Annotated in this window: 18 protein-coding genes and 3 tRNA genes; all 21 read left to right on the plus strand. The window is 58.9% G+C overall.

Going from position 1 to position 22,307, the window contains the following annotated elements; translation table 11 throughout:
- Positions 1-81 (plus strand): EF-Tu C-terminal domain-related protein (locus tag AC1Q5W_RS12255; RefSeq protein WP_080700483.1); only part of this gene is annotated, 81 nt, incomplete at its 5' end.
- A gap of 9 nt (positions 82-90) precedes the next feature.
- Positions 91-166 (plus strand) — tRNA-Trp (locus tag AC1Q5W_RS12260).
- 109 nt (positions 167-275) lie between these two features.
- On the plus strand, positions 276-659 hold the full coding sequence (gene secE / locus AC1Q5W_RS12265) for a preprotein translocase subunit SecE (RefSeq protein WP_492644894.1): 384 nt from the start codon (positions 276-278) through the stop codon (positions 657-659).
- Positions 659-1,249, plus strand: coding sequence for a transcription termination/antitermination protein NusG (nusG, locus tag AC1Q5W_RS12270; protein ID WP_492644895.1), 591 nt, complete (start codon positions 659-661; stop codon positions 1,247-1,249). Before secE ends, nusG begins: the two co-directional genes overlap by 1 nt.
- 123 nt (positions 1,250-1,372) lie before the next feature.
- On the plus strand, positions 1,373-1,804 hold the full coding sequence (rplK, locus tag AC1Q5W_RS12275; RefSeq protein WP_492644896.1) for a 50S ribosomal protein L11: 432 nt from the start codon (positions 1,373-1,375) through the stop codon (positions 1,802-1,804).
- A gap of 2 nt (positions 1,805-1,806) precedes the next feature.
- Complete coding sequence (gene rplA / locus AC1Q5W_RS12280) at positions 1,807-2,502, plus strand: 50S ribosomal protein L1 (RefSeq protein ID WP_492644897.1); 696 nt, start codon at positions 1,807-1,809, stop codon at positions 2,500-2,502.
- A gap of 229 nt (positions 2,503-2,731) precedes the next feature.
- The gene (gene rplJ, locus AC1Q5W_RS12285) at positions 2,732-3,259 is read left to right on the plus strand and encodes a 50S ribosomal protein L10 (RefSeq protein ID WP_492644898.1); all 528 of its coding nucleotides are present in this window, start codon (positions 2,732-2,734) and stop codon (positions 3,257-3,259) included.
- 42 nt (positions 3,260-3,301) lie between these two features.
- The gene (gene rplL / locus AC1Q5W_RS12290; RefSeq protein WP_492644899.1) at positions 3,302-3,676 is read left to right on the plus strand and encodes a 50S ribosomal protein L7/L12; all 375 of its coding nucleotides are present in this window, start codon (positions 3,302-3,304) and stop codon (positions 3,674-3,676) included.
- A gap of 265 nt (positions 3,677-3,941) precedes the next feature.
- Entirely contained in the window at positions 3,942-8,054 is a 4,113-nt protein-coding gene (rpoB, locus tag AC1Q5W_RS12295) for a DNA-directed RNA polymerase subunit beta (RefSeq protein ID WP_492644900.1), read from the plus strand.
- A 26-nt stretch (positions 8,055-8,080) separates the two neighbouring features.
- Positions 8,081-12,307, plus strand: a complete 4,227-nt coding sequence (gene rpoC / locus AC1Q5W_RS12300; RefSeq protein ID WP_492644901.1) for a DNA-directed RNA polymerase subunit beta' — start codon at positions 8,081-8,083, stop codon at positions 12,305-12,307.
- Positions 12,308-12,409: 102 nt separating this feature from the next.
- Complete coding sequence (locus AC1Q5W_RS12305) at positions 12,410-12,967, plus strand: LemA family protein (protein WP_492644902.1); 558 nt, start codon at positions 12,410-12,412, stop codon at positions 12,965-12,967.
- Positions 12,968-12,974: 7 nt separating this feature from the next.
- Positions 12,975-14,309 (plus strand): 16S rRNA (cytosine(967)-C(5))-methyltransferase RsmB, encoded by a 1,335-nt coding sequence (rsmB, locus tag AC1Q5W_RS12310; RefSeq protein ID WP_492644903.1) that lies wholly within the window; start codon positions 12,975-12,977, stop codon positions 14,307-14,309.
- A 7-nt stretch (positions 14,310-14,316) separates the two neighbouring features.
- A complete protein-coding gene (locus tag AC1Q5W_RS12315) occupies positions 14,317-14,889 on the plus strand; it encodes a DUF4390 domain-containing protein (protein WP_492644904.1) in 573 nt (190 codons plus the stop codon).
- Positions 14,886-17,171 carry a sensor histidine kinase gene (locus AC1Q5W_RS12320; RefSeq protein WP_492644905.1) on the plus strand — a complete coding sequence of 762 codons (2,286 nt, stop codon included), beginning with the start codon at positions 14,886-14,888 and terminating at the stop codon, positions 17,169-17,171. Before AC1Q5W_RS12315 ends, AC1Q5W_RS12320 begins: the two co-directional genes overlap by 4 nt.
- Positions 17,172-17,209: 38 nt before the next feature.
- A complete protein-coding gene (locus AC1Q5W_RS12325) occupies positions 17,210-17,887 on the plus strand; it encodes a response regulator (RefSeq protein ID WP_492644906.1) in 678 nt (225 codons plus the stop codon).
- Positions 17,888-17,935: 48 nt separating this feature from the next.
- A tRNA-Phe gene (locus AC1Q5W_RS12330) sits at positions 17,936-18,011 on the plus strand.
- A gap of 59 nt (positions 18,012-18,070) precedes the next feature.
- Positions 18,071-18,146: transfer RNA gene (locus AC1Q5W_RS12335), tRNA-Gly, on the plus strand.
- 458 nt (positions 18,147-18,604) lie between these two features.
- Positions 18,605-19,765, plus strand: coding sequence for a UDP-4-amino-4,6-dideoxy-N-acetyl-beta-L-altrosamine transaminase (pseC, locus tag AC1Q5W_RS12340; RefSeq protein ID WP_492646156.1), 1,161 nt, complete (start codon positions 18,605-18,607; stop codon positions 19,763-19,765).
- A gap of 15 nt (positions 19,766-19,780) precedes the next feature.
- Positions 19,781-20,485, plus strand: coding sequence for a pseudaminic acid cytidylyltransferase (pseF, locus tag AC1Q5W_RS12345; RefSeq protein WP_492644907.1), 705 nt, complete (start codon positions 19,781-19,783; stop codon positions 20,483-20,485).
- Positions 20,482-21,114 carry a pseudaminic acid biosynthesis-associated methylase gene (locus AC1Q5W_RS12350; protein WP_492644908.1) on the plus strand — a complete coding sequence of 211 codons (633 nt, stop codon included), beginning with the start codon at positions 20,482-20,484 and terminating at the stop codon, positions 21,112-21,114. The genes pseF and AC1Q5W_RS12350 overlap by 4 nt, the downstream gene beginning before the upstream one ends.
- Positions 21,115-21,148: 34 nt before the next feature.
- Positions 21,149-22,300, plus strand: a complete 1,152-nt coding sequence (locus AC1Q5W_RS12355; protein WP_492644909.1) for an N-acetyl sugar amidotransferase — start codon at positions 21,149-21,151, stop codon at positions 22,298-22,300.
- The last annotated feature ends 7 nt before the right edge of the window (positions 22,301-22,307 follow it).

The raw sequence follows: 22,307 nt of genomic DNA on the forward strand, positions 1-22,307 counted from the left end.
ATGGAAGAAGGTCTGCGCTTCGCGATCCGCGAAGGTGGCCGTACCGTGGGCGCCGGCGTGGTTGCCAAGATCATTGCCTAAGGATTGTTTAGGGGTATAGCTCAATTGGCAGAGCGTCGGTCTCCAAAACCGAAGGTTGTAGGTTCGATTCCTACTGCCCCTGCCACCCGGTTAGCGTAATACTGGTGGCACGCAAGCCCGCTACGGTGTAGCGGGCTTTGGTGCCTTGAGCTTGCTGGATTTGAGTCGAAGACAGAACGCGAAATACGAAAATTATGGCCACATCACAAGTTCAAACAGTCAGTACCGGAGCGGATAAGGCCAAATTGGTGGCTGCTGCTGCTTTGGTGGTGGCTGCTTTGGCCGCCTTTTACCTGTTGGGCAATCGGGGCCCTCTGGTTCAATGGGTGGTCCTGGTGTTGGGCCTGGTTTTTGCGGCGGGTGTTTTCTTTTCTTCCGAGTCGGGCCGCCAGTTGGTGGCTTTCGGACGGGATGCCTGGCGGGAAGTCCGCAAGGTGGTCTGGCCGGCGCGCAAGGAGGCGATCCAGATTACAGCCTATGTCTTCGGCTTCGTGTTGATCATGGCGCTGTTCTTGTGGCTGACGGACAAGACGCTGGAATGGCTTTTTTATGACCTGATTCTGGGGTGGAGAAAATAATGACGGACGTTGTAGAAACCCCCTCAGCAGAATTGCCGGCCGCTACTTCGGCCAATCCGGACTTGCGCTGGTACGTGGTGCATGCCTATTCCGGCATGGAAAAGGCCGTGGAGCGCAACATCCTGGAGCGCATCGCGCGCGCTGGCATGCAAAACAAGTTTGGCCGCATCCTCGTTCCCATGGAAGAGGTTGTTGAGGTCAAGAACGGCCAGAAGAAGACCACCGAACGCAAGTTCTTCCCGGGTTATGTGCTCGTGGAAATGGTGATGGATGACGACACCTGGCATCTGGTCAAGCACACCAACAAGGTGACCGGTTTTGTCGGTGGGGCGAAGAATCGCCCGGCACCTATTTCGGAAGCCGAGGTGATGAAGATTGTCAACCAGATGCAAGAAGGCACCGACAAGCCCCGCCACAAGGTTGAATTCGTGGTGGGCGAGTTTGTGCGGGTCAAGGAAGGCCCCTTCACCGACTTCAATGGTTCCGTGGAAGACGTGAACTACGAAAAGAGCAAGGTGCGCGTGTCGGTCACCATTTTTGGTCGCTCGACACCGGTTGAGCTGGAGTTTTCTCAAATCGAGAAAACCTGAATTTCAGATTTTCAGTCCGCATTTTTCGACTCGGTGCGGATGTTGTTGGTGAGTCGTTAACCCCGGGGAGCAAGGGTTCTGAAATGTTCGGAGCCCAAGCGTTATTACCCGTAAGGAGCAATCATGGCGAAAAAAATCGTCGGTTTTGTCAAGCTGCAAGTGCCAGCTGGTAAGGCCAACCCATCCCCCCCCATTGGCCCGGCTTTGGGTCAGCGCGGCTTGAACATCATGGAATTCTGCAAGGCTTTCAATGCGCAGACCCAGGGTGTTGAGCCCGGCCTGCCCTTGCCTGTGGTGATCACGGCTTATGCAGACAAGAGCTTCACCTTCATCATCAAGACGCCGCCCGCGACGGTCCTGATCAAGAAGGCCATCAAGCTGGACAAGGGCTCTGCCAATCCGCTGAAGGATAAAGTTGGCAAGATCACCCGCGCTCAGCTGGAAGAAATCGCCAAGACCAAGATGAAGGATATGAATGCTGCCGATCTGGAAGGCGCCGTTCGTACCATTGCCGGTACCGCCCGTTCCATGGGTGTGAATGTGGAGGGCGTATAAAAATGTCCAAGCTCACCAAAAAGCAAAAAGCCCAGCAAGGCAAAGTCGACACCAACAAGCTGTATCCCCTGGGTGATGCACTGGGCTTGGTGAAGAGCTTCGCCACCGCCAAGTTTGACGAGTCGATCGACGTCGCTGTTCAGCTGGGTGTGGATGCCAAGAAGTCGGACCAGGTCGTGCGTGGCGCGGTCGTGCTGCCCAACGGCACCGGCAAAACCACCCGTGTTGCAGTCTTTGCCCAGGGTGCCAAGGCTGAAGAAGCCAAGGCGGCTGGCGCTGACATCGTCGGTATGGACGATCTGGCTGCCATGGTCAAGGCTGGCGACATGCCTTTCGACGTAGTCATTGCCGCTCCGGATGCCATGCGCGTTGTGGGTACTTTGGGCCAGATTCTGGGCCCGCGCGGTTTGATGCCTAACCCCAAGGTCGGCACCGTGACGCCTGATGTCGCCACCGCCGTCAAGAACGCCAAGGCTGGTCAGGTGCAATTCCGTGTTGACAAGGCCGGTATCGTTCACTCCACCATTGGTCGCCGCTCGTTTGACTCTGCCCAGTTGCAGGGCAATCTGGCAGCTCTGGTGGATGCTTTGCAGAAGGCCAAGCCGGCTTCCAGCAAGGGTGTGTATCTGAAGAAAGTTGCTGTTTCGTCGACCATGGGCGTGGGGGTTCGCGTGGACCTCCAATCCATCGCGGCGTAATCGCAGAAATCTGGGGGTCCTGAAAAGGACGCCCGATGTGGTGGGCTGTTGGTGCCGCAAGGTGCTGGCAGGTCATCCAAGACCGTTGGTGCGCAAGCAATTGCGCTTAATGTCCAACGCAGATGGCGATCCCGCTGCAGATGGAATGAAAATTTCTGTTAACAGTTGGTCGCTGCAATGTGGAGCGTGAGGTGGCGCAAGCTGCCAAGCGCATTTAAAGGAGTAGACCTTGAGTCTTAATCGCAGTGAGAAAGAAGCGGTCATCAGTGATGTGACCGGCCTCGCCGCTAAAGCTCAAACGCTCGTGATCGCGGAATACCGCGGCATCACGGTCGCTGACATGACCAAACTGCGCAACACCGCGCGCAGCGCTGGCGTGAGCCTGAGTGTGTTGAAAAACACCCTGGCTCGCCGTGCTGTTGCAGGTAGCGCATTTGAAGTCGTGGCCGACCAGATGACCGGTCCCCTGATCTATGGCTTTTCTGAAGACGCAGTAGCTGCCGCCAAGGTGGTTGCCGAGTTCGCGAAAACCAACGACAAGTTGGTGATCCGTGCTGGTGCGTACGGCGGAAAAGCCCTGGACGTGAACGGCGTGAAGCAATTGGCAAGCATCCCTTCCAAGGAAGTGTTGTTGGCGCAGTTGCTGGGCTTGATGCAATCCCCCATTTCGCGTACGGCCCGTGTGCTGGCCGCACTGGCGGAGCAACGGGGCGCTGGCGCAGCAGAAGCTGCACCCGCAGAGGCAGTTGCGGCGTAATTGCCCGCGGCCTGTAGTAACCAATATTGTTAGGAAATAAAAATGGCATTCGATAAAGACGCATTTTTGACCGCGCTGGACAGCATGACGGTCATGGAACTCAACGACCTGGTGAAAGCCATTGAAGAGAAGTTTGGTGTGAGCGCTGCAGCCATGGCTGCTCCCGCTGCTGCTGGTGGCGGTGCTGCTGCTGCTGCTGAAGAGAAGACGGAATTCAACGTAGTGCTGCTTGACGCCGGCGCCAACAAGGTGTCCGTCATCAAGGCAGTGCGCGAAATCACCGGCCTGGGCCTCAAGGAAGCCAAGGACCTGGTGGACGGCGCTCCCAAGAACGTCAAGGAAGGCATTGCCAAGGCTGACGCTGAAGCTGCCAAGAAGAAGCTGGAAGAAGCTGGCGCCAAGGTCGAACTCAAGTAATCGATCTTTGTTCCTGGGCTGGGATGCTCCAAAAGGGCTCCCAGCCTTTGCTGTTCTATAAGAGCGCACTAAAAAGCGGTGACTCACCGTTTTTTAGTGTCTTCTGACCCCGACTGCAGAAGACGCCTTGGTACGGGTTGTGTGCAACGCACGACCGTCCGCCAGTGATTGGTAGTGGCCAATCGCCAAGGAGTGTTGAAAGTGATGTTCAACACGACAGTCGCCTAGGACCCCCAGGATTCCTCAGTCTTTGCCCGGAGATCTAATGGCTTACACATACACTGAACGCAAGCGTATTCGCAAAAACTTCGGTAGTCGCGATAGCGTGCTCGAAATTCCCTACCTGCTGCAAATGCAAAAAGATGCCTACACGGCATTCTTGCAGGCCGATGTTGCTCCGAAAAAGCGGACCGCAGAAGGTCTGCAGGCTGCTTTTGAAGCCGCTTTCCCGATCGTCTCGCACAACGGTTTCGTCGAGATGAAGTACCTGGAGTACAGCCTGGCCAAGCCGGCTTTCGATGTGCGTGAATGCCAGACCCGTGGTTTGACCTTCGCCTCCGCCGTGCGTGCCAAGGTGCAACTGATCATTTACGATCGCGAGTCCTCGACGACGCAAAACAAGGTGGTCAAAGAGGTCAAGGAGCAGGAAGTCTACATGGGTGAAGTTCCGCTCATGACGGGCAAGGGATCCTTCATCATCAACGGTACTGAGCGCGTGATCGTGTCCCAGTTGCACCGTTCGCCTGGCGTGTTCTTCGAGCACGACAAGGGCAAGACCCACAGCTCGGGCAAGCTGCTGTTCTCGGCGCGCATCATTCCGTACCGCGGTTCCTGGCTCGACTTCGAGTTCGATCCCAAGGACCTGCTGTACTTCCGCGTGGACCGTCGCCGCAAGATGCCGGTCACGATCCTGCTCAAGGCCATTGGCCTGACCAACGAATCCATCCTGGCCAACTTCTTCGTCAACGACAACTTCCGCCTGATGGACAGTGGCGCCCAGATGGAGTTTGTGGCCGAACGCCTGCGCGGTGAAGTGGCCCGTTTCGACATTACCGACAAGAGCGGAAAAGTCGTGGTGGCCAAGGACAAGCGGGTCACAGCCCGCCACACCCGCGAACTGGAGCAGTCGGGCACGACCCATATCAGCGTGCCGGAAGACTTCCTGATCGGCCGCGTGGTTGCACGCAACGTTGTCGACGGTGATACCGGTGAAATCGTGGCCAAAGCCAATGAGGAGCTGACCGAAGCACTGCTCAAGAAGTTGCGTCTGGCCGGCGTGCAGGACCTGCCTTGCATTTACACCAACGAACTGGACCAGGGTGCCTACATTTCGCAAACCCTGCGCACCGACGAAACGGTGGACGAGTTCGCCGCTCGCGTGGCCATCTACCGCATGATGCGCCCTGGCGAGCCGCCTACGGAAGACGCCGTGCAGGCCCTGTTCCAGCGCCTGTTCTACAACCCGGACACCTACGATCTGTCGCGCGTCGGTCGCATGAAGTTCAACGCCAAGATGGGCCGCTCCGAGTCTACTGGCCCCAAGGTGCTGACCAACGAGGACATCCTGGCCGTGGTCAAGATCCTGGTGGACCTGCGCAATGGCCGTGGCGACGTCGACGACATCGACCACTTGGGTAACCGTCGTGTGCGCTGCGTGGGCGAACTGGCCGAGAACCAATACCGCACCGGCTTGGCACGGATCGAGAAGGCTGTGAAAGAGCGCCTGGGTCAGGCCGAGCAAGAGCCGCTGATGCCGCACGACCTGATCAACAGCAAGCCGATCTCGGCTGCGTTGAAGGAGTTCTTTGGCGCTTCGCAGCTGTCCCAGTTCATGGACCAGACGAACCCCCTGGCCGAAATCACCCACAAGCGCCGCGTATCGGCCCTGGGCCCGGGCGGTTTGACGCGTGAGCGTGCCGGCTTTGAAGTCCGCGACGTGCACGTGACCCACTACGGTCGGGTGTGTCCTATCGAAACGCCAGAAGGCCCAAACATTGGTCTGATCAACTCGCTGGCGCTCTACGCCCGCTTGAACGAATACGGGTTCATCGAAACGCCGTACCGTCGCGTGGTCGATGGCAAGGTGACCAACGACATCGACTACCTGTCGGCCATTGAAGAAGGCAAGTACGTGATTGCCCAGGCCAATGCGGCCCTGGACAAGGACGGCAAGCTGACCGGCGATCTGGTTTCTGCGCGTGAGAAGGGCGAGTCCATTCTGGTGGGCGCGGAGCGTGTCCAGTACATGGACGTTTCGCCCGCACAGATCGTGTCGGTGGCAGCTTCGCTGGTGCCTTTCCTGGAGCACGACGATGCGAACCGGGCACTGATGGGCGCCAACATGTCGCGTCAGGCCGTGCCCGTGCTGCGTCCCGAGAAGCCCATGGTGGGTACCGGGATTGAGCGCGTCGCTGCGGTCGACTCCGGCACCGTGGTGACCACCACCCGTGGCGGTATCGTGGACTACGTGGATGCAACCCGCGTGGTGATTCGCGTGAACGACGCGGAAGCGCAAGCTGGCGAAGTCGGTGTGGATATCTACAACCTGATCAAGTACCAGCGGTCCAATCAGAACACCAACATTCACCAGCGTCCTATCGTCAAGAAGGGCGACAAGCTGGCCAAGGGCGACGTCATCGCTGACGGTGCTTCCACCGATCTGGGCGAAATCGCCATTGGCCAGAACATGCTGGTGGCCTTCATGCCCTGGAACGGCTACAACTTCGAAGATTCGATTCTGATTAGCGAGCGCGTGGTGGCAGAAGACCGCTACACCTCCATTCATATCGAAGAGCTCGTAGTGATGGCGCGTGACACCAAGTTGGGCGCGGAAGAAATTACCCGCGACATCCCCAACCTGAGCGAACAGCAACTCAACCGTCTGGACGAGTCCGGCATCATCTACGTGGGTGCCGAGGTTCAGCCGGGTGACACGCTGGTGGGTAAAGTAACGCCCAAGGGTGAAACGACTCTGACGCCTGAAGAGAAACTGCTGCGTGCCATCTTCGGTGAAAAGGCGTCGGACGTGAAAGACACCTCGCTGCGGGTGGATCAAGGCTCGCAAGGCACTGTGATCGACGTGCAGGTCTTCACCCGCGAAGGCATTACCCGCGACAAGCGTGCCCAGCAGATCATTGACGACGAACTCAAGCGTTTCCGCCTGGATCTGAATGACCAGATCCGTATCGTGGAAGCCGACGCGTTCGACCGGATTGAAAAGCTGTTGGCTGGCAAGGTTGCCAACGGTGGTCCGCAGAAGCTGGCCAAGGGCACCAAGATCGACAAGGCGTATCTGGCCTCCGTCGAGAAGTTCCACTGGTTCGACATCCGACCGGCGGACGATGAAGTAGCCACCCAGCTGGAGAGCATCAAGAACTCGCTGGAGCAAACCCGCCACAGCTTTGACCTCGCCTTTGAAGAAAAGCGCAAGAAGCTTACACAAGGCGATGAGTTGCCAGCTGGCGTGCTGAAGATGGTCAAGGTCTACATCGCGGTCAAGCGCCGCCTGCAGCCCGGTGACAAGATGGCGGGTCGCCACGGCAACAAGGGTGTGGTTTCCAAGATCACGCCCGTGGAAGACATGCCGTACATGGCTGACGGTACCCCTGTAGACATCGTGCTGAACCCATTGGGCGTGCCTTCGCGTATGAACATTGGCCAGGTGCTGGAAGTGCACTTGGGATGGGCTGGCAAGGGCTTGGGACACCGTATTGGCGACATGCTGCAACGAGAAGCCGCTGCGGCCGAAATCCGCGGCTTCCTCGAGAAGGTCTATAACAGTGCCGGTCGCAAGGAAGACTTGGCCCAGCTGTCCGACGCAGAGGTGCAGGAAATGGCCCAAGAGCTCACCAGTGGTGTTCCCTTTGCCTCTCCCGTGTTTGACGGCGCGACGGAAAAGGAAATCGGCGACATGCTGCAACTGGCCTATCCGGATGACGTGGCAAAGGCCAAGGGCCTGACCGCCGCTCGTACCCAGGCCCAACTGTATGACGGCCGCACCGGCGACGCTTTCGAGCGCACCACCACGGTCGGATATATGCATTACCTGAAGTTGCACCACTTGGTGGACGACAAGATGCACGCCCGTTCAACCGGCCCGTACAGCTTGGTGACCCAGCAACCTTTGGGTGGTAAAGCCCAGTTCGGTGGACAGCGCTTTGGTGAAATGGAAGTGTGGGCGCTGGAAGCGTATGGCGCAGCCTACACGTTGCAGGAAATGCTCACGGTCAAGTCCGACGACGTGCAAGGTCGTACCAAGGTGTACGAAAGCATCGTCAAGGGCGAGCATTCCATCGAAGCCGGCATGCCCGAATCGTTCAATGTGCTGCTCAAGGAAATTCGTTCCCTGGGTATCGACATGGAACTTGAGCGTAGCTGATTGCGAACAAGAAAAGGATTTAACCCATGAAATCATTACTCGACCTGTTCAAGCAGTTCACGCCCGACGAGCACTTCGGTGCCATCAAGATCGGTATGGCTTCGCCAGAAAAGATCCGTTCGTGGTCGTTCGGCGAAGTGCGCAAACCTGAGACCATCAACTACCGCACGTTCAAGCCCGAGCGCGATGGTCTGTTCTGCGCCAAGATTTTTGGACCTATCAAGGACTACGAATGCCTGTGCGGCAAGTACAAGCGTTTGAAGCACCGCGGCGTGATCTGCGAGAAGTGCGGTGTTGAAGTCACTCAGACCAAGGTGCGTCGCGAACGCATGGGTCACATTGACCTGGCAGCTCCCTGCGCGCACATCTGGTTCCTGAAGTCCCTGCCCAGCCGTTTGGGCCTGGTGCTGGACATGACGCTGCGCGATATCGAACGCGTGCTGTACTTTGAAGCGTACGTGGTAACCGATCCCGGCATGACCCCGCTGAAGAAGTTCAGCATCATGTCCGAAGACGACTATGACGCCAAGTTCAAGGAATACGGCGACGAGTTCCAGGCCAAGATGGGCGCGGAAGGTATCAAGGACCTGCTGCAAAGCATTGATATCGAAGGTTCCATCGAGAAGCTGCGCAACGACCTGACCGGTTCCGAGCTCAAGATCAAGAAGAACGCCAAGCGTTTGAAGGTTCTGGAAGCGTTCAAGAAATCCGGCATCAAACCCGAGTGGATGGTGCTGGACGTGCTGCCCGTGCTGCCGCCGGACCTGCGTCCGCTGGTGCCGCTGGACGGCGGCCGCTTTGCGACCTCCGACCTGAACGACCTGTACCGCCGCGTCATTAACCGCAACAGCCGTCTGCGCCGTTTGCTGGAGTTGAAGGCGCCGGAAATCATTGCGCGCAATGAGAAGCGCATGCTGCAGGAAGCCGTGGACAGCTTGCTGGACAATGGCCGCCGCGGCAAGGCCATGACCGGCGCCAACAAGCGCGCCTTGAAGTCCTTGGCTGACATGATCAAGGGTAAATCCGGTCGTTTCCGCCAGAACTTGCTGGGCAAGCGCGTGGACTACTCCGGTCGTTCCGTGATTACCGTGGGCCCAACGCTCAAGCTGCACCAGTGCGGTCTGCCCAAGCTGATGGCCTTGGAACTGTTCAAGCCCTTCATCTTCGCGCGCCTGGAAGCCATGGGCATTGCCACCACCATCAAGGCGGCCAAGAAGGAAGTGGAATCCGGCACCCCCGTGGTCTGGGACATTCTGGAAGAGGTCATCAAAGAGCATCCGGTGATGCTCAACCGTGCGCCTACGCTGCACCGTCTGGGTATCCAGGCGTTTGAACCCATCCTGATCGAAGGCAAGGCCATCCAGCTGCACCCCCTCGTCTGCGCGGCCTTCAACGCCGACTTCGACGGTGACCAGATGGCCGTTCACGTGCCGTTGTCGGTGGAAGCGCAGATGGAAGCCCGCACCTTGATGCTGGCCTCCAACAACATCCTGTTCCCCGCCAACGGAGAGCCTTCCATTGTGCCGTCGCAAGACGTGGTGCTGGGTCTGTACTACACGACCCGTGAACGCATCAACGGCAAGGGTGAAGGCCTGATTTTTGCCGACACCGGTGAAGTGCAACGCGCTTTTGACGCGGGTGAAGTCGAGTTGAATGCCAAGATCAATGTGCGTTTGACCGAGTACACCAAGAACAAGGCCACCGGCGAGTTGACACCGTCCACCAAGCTGTGGGAAACCACGGCCGGGCGTGCTTTGCTGTCCGAGATCCTGCCCAAGGGGCTTCCTTTCTCCAACATCAACAAGGCGTTGAAGAAGAAGGAAATTTCCAAGCTGATCAACGTGTCTTTCCGCAAGTGCGGACTCAAGGACACGGTGGTGTTTGCCGACAAGCTGTTGCAGTCCGGTTTCCGCCTGGCGACCAAGGCCGGTATTTCGATCTGTATTGACGACATGCTGGTGCCGCCCGAGAAGAGCGACATCATTGGTCGAGCTCAGAAAGAGGTCAAGGAAATCGAACAGCAGTATGTGTCCGGTCTGGTGACTGCGGGTGAACGCTACAACAAGGTGGTGGACATCTGGGGCAAGTCGGGTGACGAAGTGTCCAAGGTGATGATGGCCCAGCTCTCCAAGCAGAAGGTGCTGGATCGCCACGGCAAGGAAGTGGATCAGGAGTCCTTCAACTCCATCTACATGATGGCCGACTCCGGTGCCCGTGGTTCTGCGGCGCAGATTCGCCAGGTGGCCGGTATGCGGGGTTTGATGGCCAAGCCTGACGGCTCCATCATCGAAACGCCTATTACCGCGAACTTCCGTGAAGGTCTGAACGTGCTGGAGTACTTCATCTCCACCCACGGTGCCCGTAAGGGTCTGGCCGACACCGCCTTGAAGACCGCGAATTCCGGTTATCTGACCCGCCGTCTGGTGGACGTGACCCAGGATCTGGTGGTGACCGAGCAGGATTGCGGCACCCACGAAGGCTCGCTGATGCGCGCCATTGTTGAGGGTGGTGAGGTCATCGAATCCCTGCGGGACCGCATTTTGGGTCGCACGGCAGCGGAAGATGTGGTGCACCCCGAGAACCGTGCGGTTCTGGCAACGTCCGGCACCATGCTGGACGAAGACCTGATCGACGAGTTGGAAGCGGCCGGCGTGGACGAAGTCAAGGTGCGCACGGCGCTGACTTGCGAGACCCGCTACGGCATCTGCGCCAAGTGCTATGGCCGTGACCTGGGGCGCGGCGGTCTGATCAACGGCGGCGAGGCCGTCGGTGTGATTGCTGCCCAGTCCATCGGCGAACCAGGCACCCAGCTGACCATGCGGACGTTCCACATCGGTGGTGCAGCATCGCGTGCCGCCATCGCCTCCAGCGTGGAAGCAAAATCCAACGGCACGATTGGTTTCAACGCGACCATGCGTTACGTGACCAACAGCAAGAAAGAGCTGGTGGTGATTGCACGTTCCGGTGAGATCATCATCCAGGACGAGCATGGCCGCGAGCGTGAACGCCACAAGGTGCCGTACGGCGCTGTGTTGACCGTGAAGGCCGACCAAGCCATCAAGGCAGGCACCATTCTGGCCAACTGGGACCCGCTGACCCGCCCCATCATTACCGAATTCGCCGGTAAGGCGCAGTTCGAAAATGTGGAAGAAGGTCTGACGGTGGCCAAGCAGGTGGACGAAGTGACCGGCTTGTCCACGCTGGTGGTGATCGATCCGAAGCGCCGTGGCGCGGCCAAGATTGTCCGTCCGCAGGTCAAGCTGATCGACGCGTCGGGACAGGAAGTCAAGATTCCGGGAACCGATCACTCGGTGACCATCGGCTTCCCTGTGGGCGCGCTGGTACAGGTGCGTGATGGTCAGGACGTGGGCCCCGGCGAAGTGCTGGCCCGCATCCCGATCGAAGGCCAGAAAACCCGCGACATTACCGGTGGTCTGCCCCGCGTGGCAGAACTGTTCGAAGCCCGCACGCCCAAGGACAAGGGTACGCTGGCCGAGATCACCGGCACCGTGTCGTTCGGCAAGGAAACCAAGGGCAAGATCCGCCTGCAGATCACGGATCCGGACGGCAAGGTCTGGGAAGACCTGGTGCCGAAGGAGAAGAACATTCTGGTTCACGAAGGCCAGGTTGTGAACAAGGGTGAAAGCGTGGTGGACGGCCCGGCTGATCCGCAGGACATCCTGCGTCTGCTGGGGTCGGAAGAACTGGCGCGCTACATCGTTGACGAAGTGCAGGACGTGTACCGCTTGCAGGGCGTGAAGATCAACGACAAGCACATTGAAGTGATTGTTCGCCAGATGCTGCGCCGTGTGGTGGTCGAGAACGCCGGTGATTCCTCTTACATCAACGGTGAACAGGTTGAGCGTTCCGAAATGCTCAACACCAACGATGCGTTGCGCGCTGAGGGCAAGATTCCTGCAACCTACAGCAACTTGCTGCTGGGTATTACCAAGGCATCGCTGTCGACCGATTCGTTCATCTCTGCCGCTTCCTTCCAGGAAACGACCCGAGTGCTGACCGAAGCGGCCATTATGGGCAAGCGCGATGAGTTGCGTGGTCTGAAGGAAAACGTCATCGTTGGCCGCCTGATTCCAGCGGGCACCGGCTTGGCGTACCATGAAGCCCGCAAGGTACGGGAGCAGATGGATGACGCAGAACGTCGCGCCATTGCCGAGGCAGAAGCGGCCGAGCTGGCTGGCGACGCCGAAACTGTTGGCGAAGTGCAAGCCCAGGAAGGCACTGCGGACGAGTAAGGTCTGCTGCTACTGAAACGTAGCACCCCAAGCCCCTTTTGCGAGGAGCTTGGGGTTTTTTGTTGGAATCTCCGGTTGCAGGCTGGAATGGACAGGACAATCATGAGTGGTTCACTGTTGCTGTGGATGGGGCTGGCGCTTGCTGTTTTCTGGGGCGTGGGCTTGTACAACCGCTTGATGCGCATGCGTGCCCGTGGACTGGCTGCATTGGGCTCGGTTGAAAAATACCTGCGTCGCTATGCGGATCTGGTGAGCGTGCACCTGTCGGTTCCCGGTGCCAGCCCGACGCAGGCCAGTCCCGTGTCGACTGAGCATTTGCCGCCGGAATGGGCACATCTGCTGACCATTCTGCAGACCCTGGAGCGCGCATTGAAGGATGCCCGGGGCATGCCGCTGGCGGTGGAGCCCGTTGCCCGGTTGACACAGGCCCTGACAGCCCTGCATGAGGCGTGGGAGCGCCTGTGTGATGCACCGGCCGATCTCGCCGGGCCACCGGTTCCGGACACCATGCGGTTGCAATGGGACGCCGTAACTTTGAAAGTAGAAGCCGCGCGCGGCGGCTTCAATCGCATTTTGACCAAATACAACGAAGCCATAGACCAATTCCCGGCGCGGCTGGTGGCCGGTACCATGGGATTCAAACCCGCGGGGTTGCTGTGAGCGCACCATGGTGAATCCCGCCCATACTTCCATCCCGCTGTGGCGCCAGTTGCTGGCAACCTCGGTAGTCGTCACCGCCGTACGCAATGGTGCATCCGGCACGGCCGCACTCGAGGACGTACCGGCTGACCTGCGCCCCGGCGTGCAGGCGCTGGCCTTTCATGTGTGGCGCAATCTGGGGCGTGCGCAAGCCTTGCTCCAGAAGCTGGCGACTCGCTTGCCGCCGCCGGCTGCCGATGCGCTTCTGTGCACGGCCCTGGCGCTGTCCTGGCGCGACGCGGACGCCCCGTATGATGCATTCACCCTGGTCAACCAGACCGTGGAGGCCGCCAAGCACAGTGCCGCCATCCGGGCGCAGGCCAACTTTCTGAATGCGTGCCTGCGCCGGTTCTTGCGGGAGCGGGACGCTTTGGTGGCCAGCACCGATGCCGACCCGGTCGCCTGCTGGAACCACCCCTCTTGGTGGATCAAGCGTGTCAAGCAGGACCATCCCGAGCAATGGCGCGACATACTGGCGGCAGCCAATGATCCGGCACCCATGACCTTGCGGGTGAACGGACGCAAAATCCGTACACCGGACTATCTGGCCCTGCTGGCGCAGGCGGGCATTGCGGCCCGTGCGGACGTTCAGGTCCCCAGCGCTGTCGTTCTGGAACATGCCATTCCGGTTCAGCGCATTCCCGGTTTTGAGCAGGGGTTGGTCTCGGTGCAGGATGCGGGGGCGCAGATGGCGGCGCCCTTGTTGCTGCAGGGAATGGCAAATGGGGCGGGTCTGCGCATTCTGGATGCCTGTGCGGCGCCCGGCGGCAAGACCGGCCATTTGCTGGAGATCTCCGATGGTGCGGTGACGGCGTTGGAAATAGACGCCCGCCGCTGTGCACGCATCACACAGAATACCGCCCGTCTGGGCTTGCAGGCCCGCGTACAGACGGCTGACGCCGCGCGGCCGCAGGATTGGTGGGATGGGCAACTCTTCGATGCCATCTTGCTGGATGCACCGTGCACGGCCTCTGGCATTGTCCGTCGCCATCCGGATGTGCGCTGGCTGCGCCGCGAGTCGGATATCGCGCAGTTGGCGGACCAGCAGAAACACCTACTGCAAACGTTGTGGGCCTTGTTACGTCCGGGCGGACAGCTGGTGTACTGCACCTGTTCTGTTTTCCGTGCCGAAGGGTACGACCAGGTCCAAACGTTTCTTGCGCACAACACCGATGCGATTTTGCTGCCATCTCCAGGCCATTTAATTCCCCAAAATGGTTCCAAAGCGGGTGCCGTCCCGGACAATCGGGCGGGTGATCACGATGGTTTCTACTACGCGTTGCTGCAAAAACGGCTGGCTTGACGGGGCCATGCGGGCGCTGTGGGCGTGGGGTTTGATGCTGGTGGCAGGGCTGGCGCAGGCTCAGACCAGCACCGAAGTCACCCAGTTCCGGGTGGAGCGTGTCGAAGATGAAGTGCTGGTGTCGGCGCAGATGCTGTTTGACCTGCCTTCTGCCGTAGAAGACGCGCTGCTCAAGGGCGTCCCCCTCTTTTTTGTCGCCGAGGCCGACATCGTGCGGGAGCGCTGGTACTGGTATGACAAGCAGGTCAGCACCGCCGCGCGCCACATGCGTCTGGCTTACCAGCCGTTGACCCGGCGCTGGCGGCTCAATGTCACCTCAGGGGCTGCGCGCGAAGGCAGTCTGGGCTTGGCACTCAACCAGAGTTTCGACACCCTGCCGCAGGCACTTGCCAGCATCAAGCGGATTTTGCGCTGGAAGGTTGCAGACGCAACGGATCTGGATGGCAGCGTCCGCTACAAGGTGGAGTTCCGTTTCCGGCTGGACCTGAGCCAGTTGCCCAGGCCATTCCAGATTGGTGCCATCGGGCAGTCCGATTGGGATTTGGCGGCGTCCGCCAGCACGTTCTTGTCTCTGAAATGAAGCGTCTGCCTGGCATTGGCGATCCGGCCGCGGCCTTGCAAAGCTCCCGCGCACTGCGCCGGACGGTGGCCGTGGTTGCGGTCACCATGGTGGTGATCGGCCTAGTGTTGCTCTACCTTCTGATGCAGGCCACCAACAACCGTGAAATGTACGAGCGCAACTATGCCCGGCTTTTCACCATTAACATGGTCGTGGCTGCGGTGCTGCTGACGGCCATTGTGTGGGTTGGGTACCGCTTGCTGGTGCGTCTGCGCCAGGGCAAGTTTGGCAGCCGGCTGCTGGTGAAGCTGGCAACCATTTTTGCCCTGGTCGGCTTGGCGCCGGGCTTGCTTATTTATGTGGTGTCGTACCAGTTCGTTTCCCGATCCATTGAAACCTGGTTTGACGTGAAGGTGGAGGGGGCACTGGATGCCGGTCTGAATTTGGGGCGTGTCACCCTGGACACTCTTTCCAACGACCTGGCGGACAAATCGCGGACGGCGGCTGTGCAGCTGTCGCAAAATCCGGACGCAATGACCGGGCTGCTGCTGGATCGCATGGTGGAGCAGTTAGGCGCTACGGATGTCGCCGTCTGGGGGACTTCGGGCACCCTGATCGCCAGCGCCGGCCAGTCGGGTTTCCAGCTGAGTCCGGACAAGCCATCGCCCAGCCAATTTCGCATCGCCAGGGCCGAACGCTCCCTGTCCTGGGTGGAGGGGCTGGAGGATGCAGTTCCCTCGGCGGCGAGTGCCGCGCGCATCAAAGTCCTGGTTCCTCTTTCGAGCGCGGCTCTCGGCCTTACACCGGAGACCCGGTTTCTGCTGGTCTCCAAGGCGCTCCCCCCCAATCTGGTAGCCAATGCACTGGCGGTGGAAAGCGCCAACCGCGAGTACCAGGAGCGAGCATTGGGTCGGGAAGGCCTCAAGCGCATGTACATCGGCACCCTCACACTGAGCCTGTTCCTGGCGGTGTTTGGTGCGGTGCTGCTGGCGGTGATTCTGGGCAACCAGATTGCCCGCCCTCTGCTGGTGCTGGCGGAAGGTGTCAGCCAAGTGGCAGCCGGTGACCTGACTCCCAAGCTGGCCATGCAAGGCAAGGATGAACTGGGCGGCCTGACGCGAGCCTTTGCCTCCATGACCGAGCAACTGGCCGATGCGCGGCAATCCGTGCAGCACAGCATGGCGCAAGTGGATGCCGCGCGCGCCAATCTGCAAACGATTCTGGACAACCTGACGGCGGGTGTCATCGTCCTCGGTCCGCAGGGAGAGATTCGTTCATCCAACCCGGGGGCTGCCCGTATTCTCCAGGTCGCACTGGTCGCGCATGAAGGGCAGTTGCTGGCCGAAGTTGAGGGGTTGCAGGATTTCGGCCGTGCCGTGCAGACGCAGTTCAGCAGCTTCCTGAACCAGCGCGCCGAACATGGGCAGGACCATTGGCAGCAGTCGTTTGAAATTGGGGGCGGCTCCCAGGGGGCCATGCGCGGCCCCTTTGACCGGACCCTTACGCTTGTGGCCCGTGGCGCCGAGTTACCGGGCGACGCGCGTTTGCTGGTGTTCGACGATATCTCCGAGATCGTCTCGGCGCAGCGCGCACAGGCCTGGGGGGAAGTGGCTCGCCGGCTGGCCCACGAAATCAAAAATCCGCTGACGCCGATCCAGCTGTCTGCCGAGCGCCTGGAAATGAAACTGTCTGGCAAGCTGGCTGCGACCGATGAGGCGCTGCTGACCAAATCCGTGAAAACCATTGTGGACCAGGTCGACGCGATGAAACGGCTGGTCAATGAGTTCCGGGACTATGCGCGTCTGCCTGCGGCGGAACTCAAGCCAGTCAACCTCAATGCCTTGGTTCAGGACACCCTGCACCTGTACGACAGCGGCACGGCCGTGCCGGTCTGTCTGGAACTGGACGCGCAATGCCCCCCGGTGCTGGGCGATGCCCAGCAATTGCGTCAGGTGGTACACAACCTGTTACAAAATGCCCTGGACGCCTGCGAGTCGGCCAATTCGGTTGTGCAGGAAGATCGCAGCGTGATTTTGCGCACCCAGTGGCAGCCGGCAAGCGGTCGCGTTCGCCTGAGTGTTCTGGACCGCGGCACCGGCTTTCCGGAGCACATTCTCAAGCGGGCCTTCGAGCCCTACGTCACCACCAAGGCGAAGGGAACCGGGCTGGGTCTGGCCGTGGTGAAGAAGATTGCCGACGAGCATGGATCGCGCATTGACATCGCCAACCGGGTCGCGGACGGCGTCGTGGTGGGTGCACAAGTGTCGTTATCATTGGCCGTGGATAACAGCGCTCAGGCCTGAGCGCAACACAATGGCATCTAAGGGATAGCGCGTACACCATGGCAAACATTCTGGTTGTTGACGATGAGCACGGTATTCGGGATCTGCTCTGGGAAATTTTGAATGACGAAGGTCACAACGTAGAACTCGCGGAGAATGCTGCCCAGGCGCGTGCGGCGCGTATGCGCGAACGGCCGGATCTGGTGTTGCTCGATATCTGGATGCCTGATACGGATGGCGTGACGCTCTTGAAGGAGTGGCTGACCGCCGGTGTGCTGACCATGCCGGTGATCATGATGAGCGGGCATGCCACCATTGATACAGCGGTGGAAGCCACCAAGATCGGCGCACTGGCATTTCTGGAAAAACCCATCACCTTGCAGAAATTGCTCAAGGCGGTCGAGCAGGGTTTGGCCCGCAGCGCCTTGCGCAAGCCGGTTGCACCGATGGCGCAAGGGGCGCTGACGTCTTCGCTGGAGCCGGTGAGCTACGTACCGGCCGCTACACCCGGTCCGGTCGAAGTGGGCCTGCAGGCCAGTCAGAATTTTGTGCTCGACAAGCCCTTGCGCGAGGCCCGTGACGAGTTCGAAAAAGCCTATTTTGAGTACCATTTGGCCAAGGAGAACGGCTCCATGACGCGGGTGGCCGAGAAGACCGGTCTGGAGCGCACCCACCTGTACCGCAAGCTTAAGCAGCTGGGAGTGGATTTGACGCGCAGCAAGCGCAACGGAATTTGAAGGAATTTGGCTGAAGGCTCCGTTGTTGCTGCTATAATCTCAGGCTCAGGCCCGGTAGCTCAGTCGGTAGAGCAGAGGATTGAAAATCCTTGTGTCGGTGGTTCGATTCCGCCCCAGGCCACCAAATTGGAAAGCCCATTGACGACGATGGGCTTTTTCTTTGACCATCGCAGTGGTCAATGCGCGGGAATAGCTCAGTTGGTAGAGCGCAACCTTGCCAAGGTTGAGGTCGAGAGTTCGAGACTCTTTTCCCGCTCCATATTTTTCTATGGCAAAACGCTACTCGCGCAATGCGATACGGGACCATTTGTGACCGAGTGGCTTTGTGGCGAATGTGCTTAGTGTGGCAAAATTCGTTCGCCCGCTGTAAATATAACGCCGTATTCTTCGGTGTCTTCTCTGTGGCGGGCTCCCCGGCGGAATCTCCAAGTTGTGTTTGCTGGCTATAAGGTCAGCGTGGTGAGGTGTGTTTCTAAATTGCAATGCATCTACAGTTCGTTTTAAGTTGAATAACTTGTTATCTGGGGGAAGCTGTCTCAAGGCTAATGTTGGCGGGAGATGGCCAGAAGGCTATGCGTGTTACAGAAAAATAGCTGCATTTAACATAGTGCGCGAAAAGGGGCAATTTTTAGCCTTGCTGGGAAGGAGTTGTGCATCATGGTGCGTTCGCACAACACGTCCATACAATCCAACAACAATTGGGTGTGATTTATGAGCATGATTCCATACGGTCGGCAGAGTATCTCGGAAGATGACATTAATGCTGTCGTCGAGGTTCTGCGCTCCGATTTTTTGACGCAAGGGCCTGTGGTCCCGGAGTTTGAAAAGGCAGTTGCAGGCTACTGTGGCGCAAACCATGCCGTGGCGGTCAACAGTGCCACTAGCGCCTTGCACATTGCCTGTCTGGCTCTGGGCGTGGGGCCGGGGGATGTGGTTTGGACCACACCCATTACCTTCGTGGCCAGCGCTAACTGTGCACGCTACTGCGGAGCGGATGTTGATTTCGTGGACATTGATCCACGCACCTACAACATGAGCGTGGAGCGCCTAGCGGAGAAACTGCAGCGGGCCAAGGCCAATAACCGGTTACCCAAGGTTGTCATTCCCGTGCACTTGGCGGGACAGTCATGCGAGATGGAGTCCATCCACGCCCTATCCCAGAAATATGGGTTCCGTATCATCGAAGACGCGTCCCATGCCATCGGCGGAGGCTATCAAGGTGAAAAAGTCGGCAATTGCCGGTTCAGTGACATCACGGTATTCAGCTTTCATCCGGTGAAGATCATCACCACGGGCGAAGGCGGCATGGCCGTTACCAATGACCTAGAGCTCGTAAAAGTGATGGCTCGTTTGAGAAGCCACGGCGTGACACGCTACGCTTCGGAGATGACGCACGCGCCGGACGGTCCTTGGTACTACCAGCAGATCGAGCTGGGTTTCAATTACCGTATGACGGAGTTGCAGGCGGCTCTAGGCGTGAGCCAGATTAAGCGACTGGATGACTTCGTGGCCAAACGCCACGCCATTGCTCTTCGGTATGACAAATTGCTGGATAAGAGTCTGATTGCCACGCCGTGGCAGCATCCTGACACCTACTCAGGTTTGCACCTGTATATTGTTCGCGTTCCCGCGGAGAATCACCGGGCGCTGTTCGATAACCTGCGGGCTGGCGGCATTGGCGTGAATCTGCATTACATCCCTGTCTACCGGCAACCTTATTACGAGCGCTTGGGGTTTAAGCGAGAAGATTACCCTGAGTCGGAGCGTTATTACACTGAGGTCATCAGCCTTCCCATGTACCCGGACCTGACGCAAGAGCAGCAGGACGAGGTGGTCCAGCAGTTGCTGACCCCGACCGGCTACCAAACCCTTTTCTAATATTGGGGTGTGATCATGAGGTTGGCGGTCATACCGGCGCGCGGGGGGAGTAAACGCATACCCCGCAAGAACATTAAGCTATTCTGCGGCAAGCCCATGCTTGCGTGGTCTATCGAGGCTGCCCGGGAGAGCGGATGCTTCGACCGGATCATAGTGTCGACCGATGATGATGAGATCGCGGGCATTGCGCGCCATTACGGTGCCGACGTTCCGTTTCGGCGACCGACCGAGCTCTCTGATGACTATGCCGGCACGATTCCCGTGGTTGCACATGCTGTCAAAACAGTTCAATCACAGGGGGTATCGCCCAATGCTGTGTGCTGCATATACGCGACAGCCCCCTTCTTGCAAGGGGCGGATTTGAATCAAGGCCTGAGAGATCTAGATCAGACCGGCGCAGACTATGCGTTCTCAGTTACCCGGTATGAGTTTCCCATTCAGCGCGCGATTCGCATCGCCGATTCTGGACGGGTTGCCATGTTCTATCCCGAGCATTTCAATACCCGATCGCAGGACCTGGAAGAGGCTTACCATGATGCCGCCCAGTTCTACTGGGGGCGCACGGACGCGTGGCTATCCGGCAGAACCATTTTTTCCGAGGATGCTACCCCGGTGATCCTGCCGCACCATCGCGTACAGGACATAGATAACCCGGAAGATTGGGAGCGGGCAGAATGGATGTTCAAATCCATGATTCTTCAGCGAGAGAAACAAAAATGAAATCTGACAATACGTTCAAGACTGAACAAGAAGCCTTCTGGGCCGGAGACTTTGGTGATGAATATATCCAGCGCAATCAAGGTGATCTGCTGCTGGCCTCGAACCTGAACTTCTTCGTCGGCGCATTGCATGCCACGCGGGGTGTGAAGAGCTGTGTGGAGTTCGGCGCCAACATCGGCATGAACCTGAAAGCGTTGAACCTGCTGCACCCCGGCATCGACTCCCATGGTATTGAAATCAATGCTGAGGCGGCCCGTCAGCTTGGCGAGGTGATTCGACCCGCGCACGTCTATAACACGTCCATTCTTGATTTTGAACCGGAGCGCAAGTGGGACCTTGCTCTCATCAAGGGTGTTCTCATCCACATCAACCCCGAGGTGCTGCCGCAGGTCTACGACAAACTCGTGGCGTGCACTGGCCGCTACCTGCTCGTTGCAGAGTACTACAACCCCGCACCGGTCGTCATTCCTTACCGCGGCCACAGTGATCGTCTGTTCAAACGCGACTTTGCCGGCGAGATCATGGAGCGCCACCCGCAACTGCAACTCATCGACTATGGCTTCGCCTATCGCCGCGATCCCAACTTTCCCCAGGACGACATCACGTGGTTCCTGATGGAAAAGCGCTGATTCGTCCTCTTTACCTGATCTCTGACACCGTCCTATGTTGACCTATTGCAAGCACTGTGTAATGCCGGACACCAAGCCGGATCTGCACCTAGACGAACACGGCGTGTGCAACGCCTGCCGCAGTTACGAGCGCCGTAAAGAGGTGGATTGGGACGCCCGTTACAAGGAACTGCTGCAGGTTCTGGAGAAGTATCGCCGACGCGATGGCAGCAACTGGGATTGCATCGTGCCTGTTAGCGGCGGCAAGGACAGCACTTACCAGGTTGTGCGCATGCTGCAGTTGGGCCTGAATCCGCTGTGCGTGACCTCCACGACCTGTGACCTGTCCGAACTCGGGCGCAAAAACATCGAGAACCTCAAGCACCTCGGGGTGGACTACATCGAGGTTTCGCCCAATCCGCTGGTGCGTGCCAAGCTCAACCGCGTCGGCCTGACCCAGGTGGGGGATATTTCCTGGCCGGAGCATGCGGGCATCTTCACCATCCCTGTCCGGGCTGCTGTGCAATTCAACGTTCCGCTGATCGTCTGGGGCGAGAATTCGCAAAACGAATATGGCGGTCCGGCTGCGGCCGCAGAAAACAGCGTGCTCAATCGTCGCTGGCTCGAGGAATTCGGCGGGTTGCTGGGCATGCGGGTATCCGACCTGATAGGCCAGGAGGGCATCGAGGCCAAGCATCTGATTCACTACACTTATCCGAGCGATGAAGAGCTCACTCGCGTGGGGGTGACGGGCCTCTTCCTAGGTCACTACATTCCGTGGGACGGCTTGTCCAATACCCTGATTGCGCAGGCTAACGGCTTCCGCAGCTACGACAAGGTGGTCGAGGGTTCGATGGTTAACTACGAGAACCTGGACAACCACCAGACCGGCATTCACGACTACTTCAAGTTCCTGAAATTCGGCTTCGGCCGCGCCACCGACTTGGCCTGCCTGCACATCCGCCGCGGCCGCCTCACCCGCCTTGACGGCCTTGAGGCCGTCAAGCGGCTGGACGGCCGCTTCCCATGGGAGTACCTGGGCAAGTCGCTGGAAGACATCCTGCGGCCTTTGGACTTGACAGTCGATGAATTCATCCGGGTTTGCGACAAGTTCACCAACAAGAAGATCTTCAAGCGCGACGTCAGCGGCGCCCTGCTCAAGGATCGTGACGGCAACCTGACCAAGATCAACTACGACAACGTCTGAGAAGGCC

This window comes from Rhodoferax sp. MLSD5-FHT05B10, from assembly GCF_058793415.1.

Coding starts and splice junctions, on each gene's coding strand:
- rplA (WP_492644897.1), top strand. CDS start 1,807: ATGTCCAAGCTCACCAAAAAGCAAAAAGCCCAGCAAGGCAAAGTCGAC.
- AC1Q5W_RS12350 (WP_492644908.1), top strand. CDS start 20,482: ATGAAATCTGACAATACGTTCAAGACTGAACAAGAAGCCTTCTGGGCC.
- AC1Q5W_RS12325 (WP_492644906.1), top strand. CDS start 17,210: ATGGCAAACATTCTGGTTGTTGACGATGAGCACGGTATTCGGGATCTG.
- secE (WP_492644894.1), top strand. CDS start 276: ATGGCCACATCACAAGTTCAAACAGTCAGTACCGGAGCGGATAAGGCC.
- rplL (WP_492644899.1), top strand. CDS start 3,302: ATGGCATTCGATAAAGACGCATTTTTGACCGCGCTGGACAGCATGACG.
- AC1Q5W_RS12315 (WP_492644904.1), top strand. CDS start 14,317: ATGCGGGCGCTGTGGGCGTGGGGTTTGATGCTGGTGGCAGGGCTGGCG.
- AC1Q5W_RS12355 (WP_492644909.1), top strand. CDS start 21,149: ATGTTGACCTATTGCAAGCACTGTGTAATGCCGGACACCAAGCCGGAT.
- rsmB (WP_492644903.1), top strand. CDS start 12,975: ATGGTGAATCCCGCCCATACTTCCATCCCGCTGTGGCGCCAGTTGCTG.
- rpoB (WP_492644900.1), top strand. CDS start 3,942: ATGGCTTACACATACACTGAACGCAAGCGTATTCGCAAAAACTTCGGT.
- AC1Q5W_RS12305 (WP_492644902.1), top strand. CDS start 12,410: ATGAGTGGTTCACTGTTGCTGTGGATGGGGCTGGCGCTTGCTGTTTTC.
- pseC (WP_492646156.1), top strand. CDS start 18,605: ATGATTCCATACGGTCGGCAGAGTATCTCGGAAGATGACATTAATGCT.
- rplK (WP_492644896.1), top strand. CDS start 1,373: ATGGCGAAAAAAATCGTCGGTTTTGTCAAGCTGCAAGTGCCAGCTGGT.
- AC1Q5W_RS12320 (WP_492644905.1), top strand. CDS start 14,886: ATGAAGCGTCTGCCTGGCATTGGCGATCCGGCCGCGGCCTTGCAAAGC.
- rpoC (WP_492644901.1), top strand. CDS start 8,081: ATGAAATCATTACTCGACCTGTTCAAGCAGTTCACGCCCGACGAGCAC.
- nusG (WP_492644895.1), top strand. CDS start 659: ATGACGGACGTTGTAGAAACCCCCTCAGCAGAATTGCCGGCCGCTACT.
- pseF (WP_492644907.1), top strand. CDS start 19,781: ATGAGGTTGGCGGTCATACCGGCGCGCGGGGGGAGTAAACGCATACCC.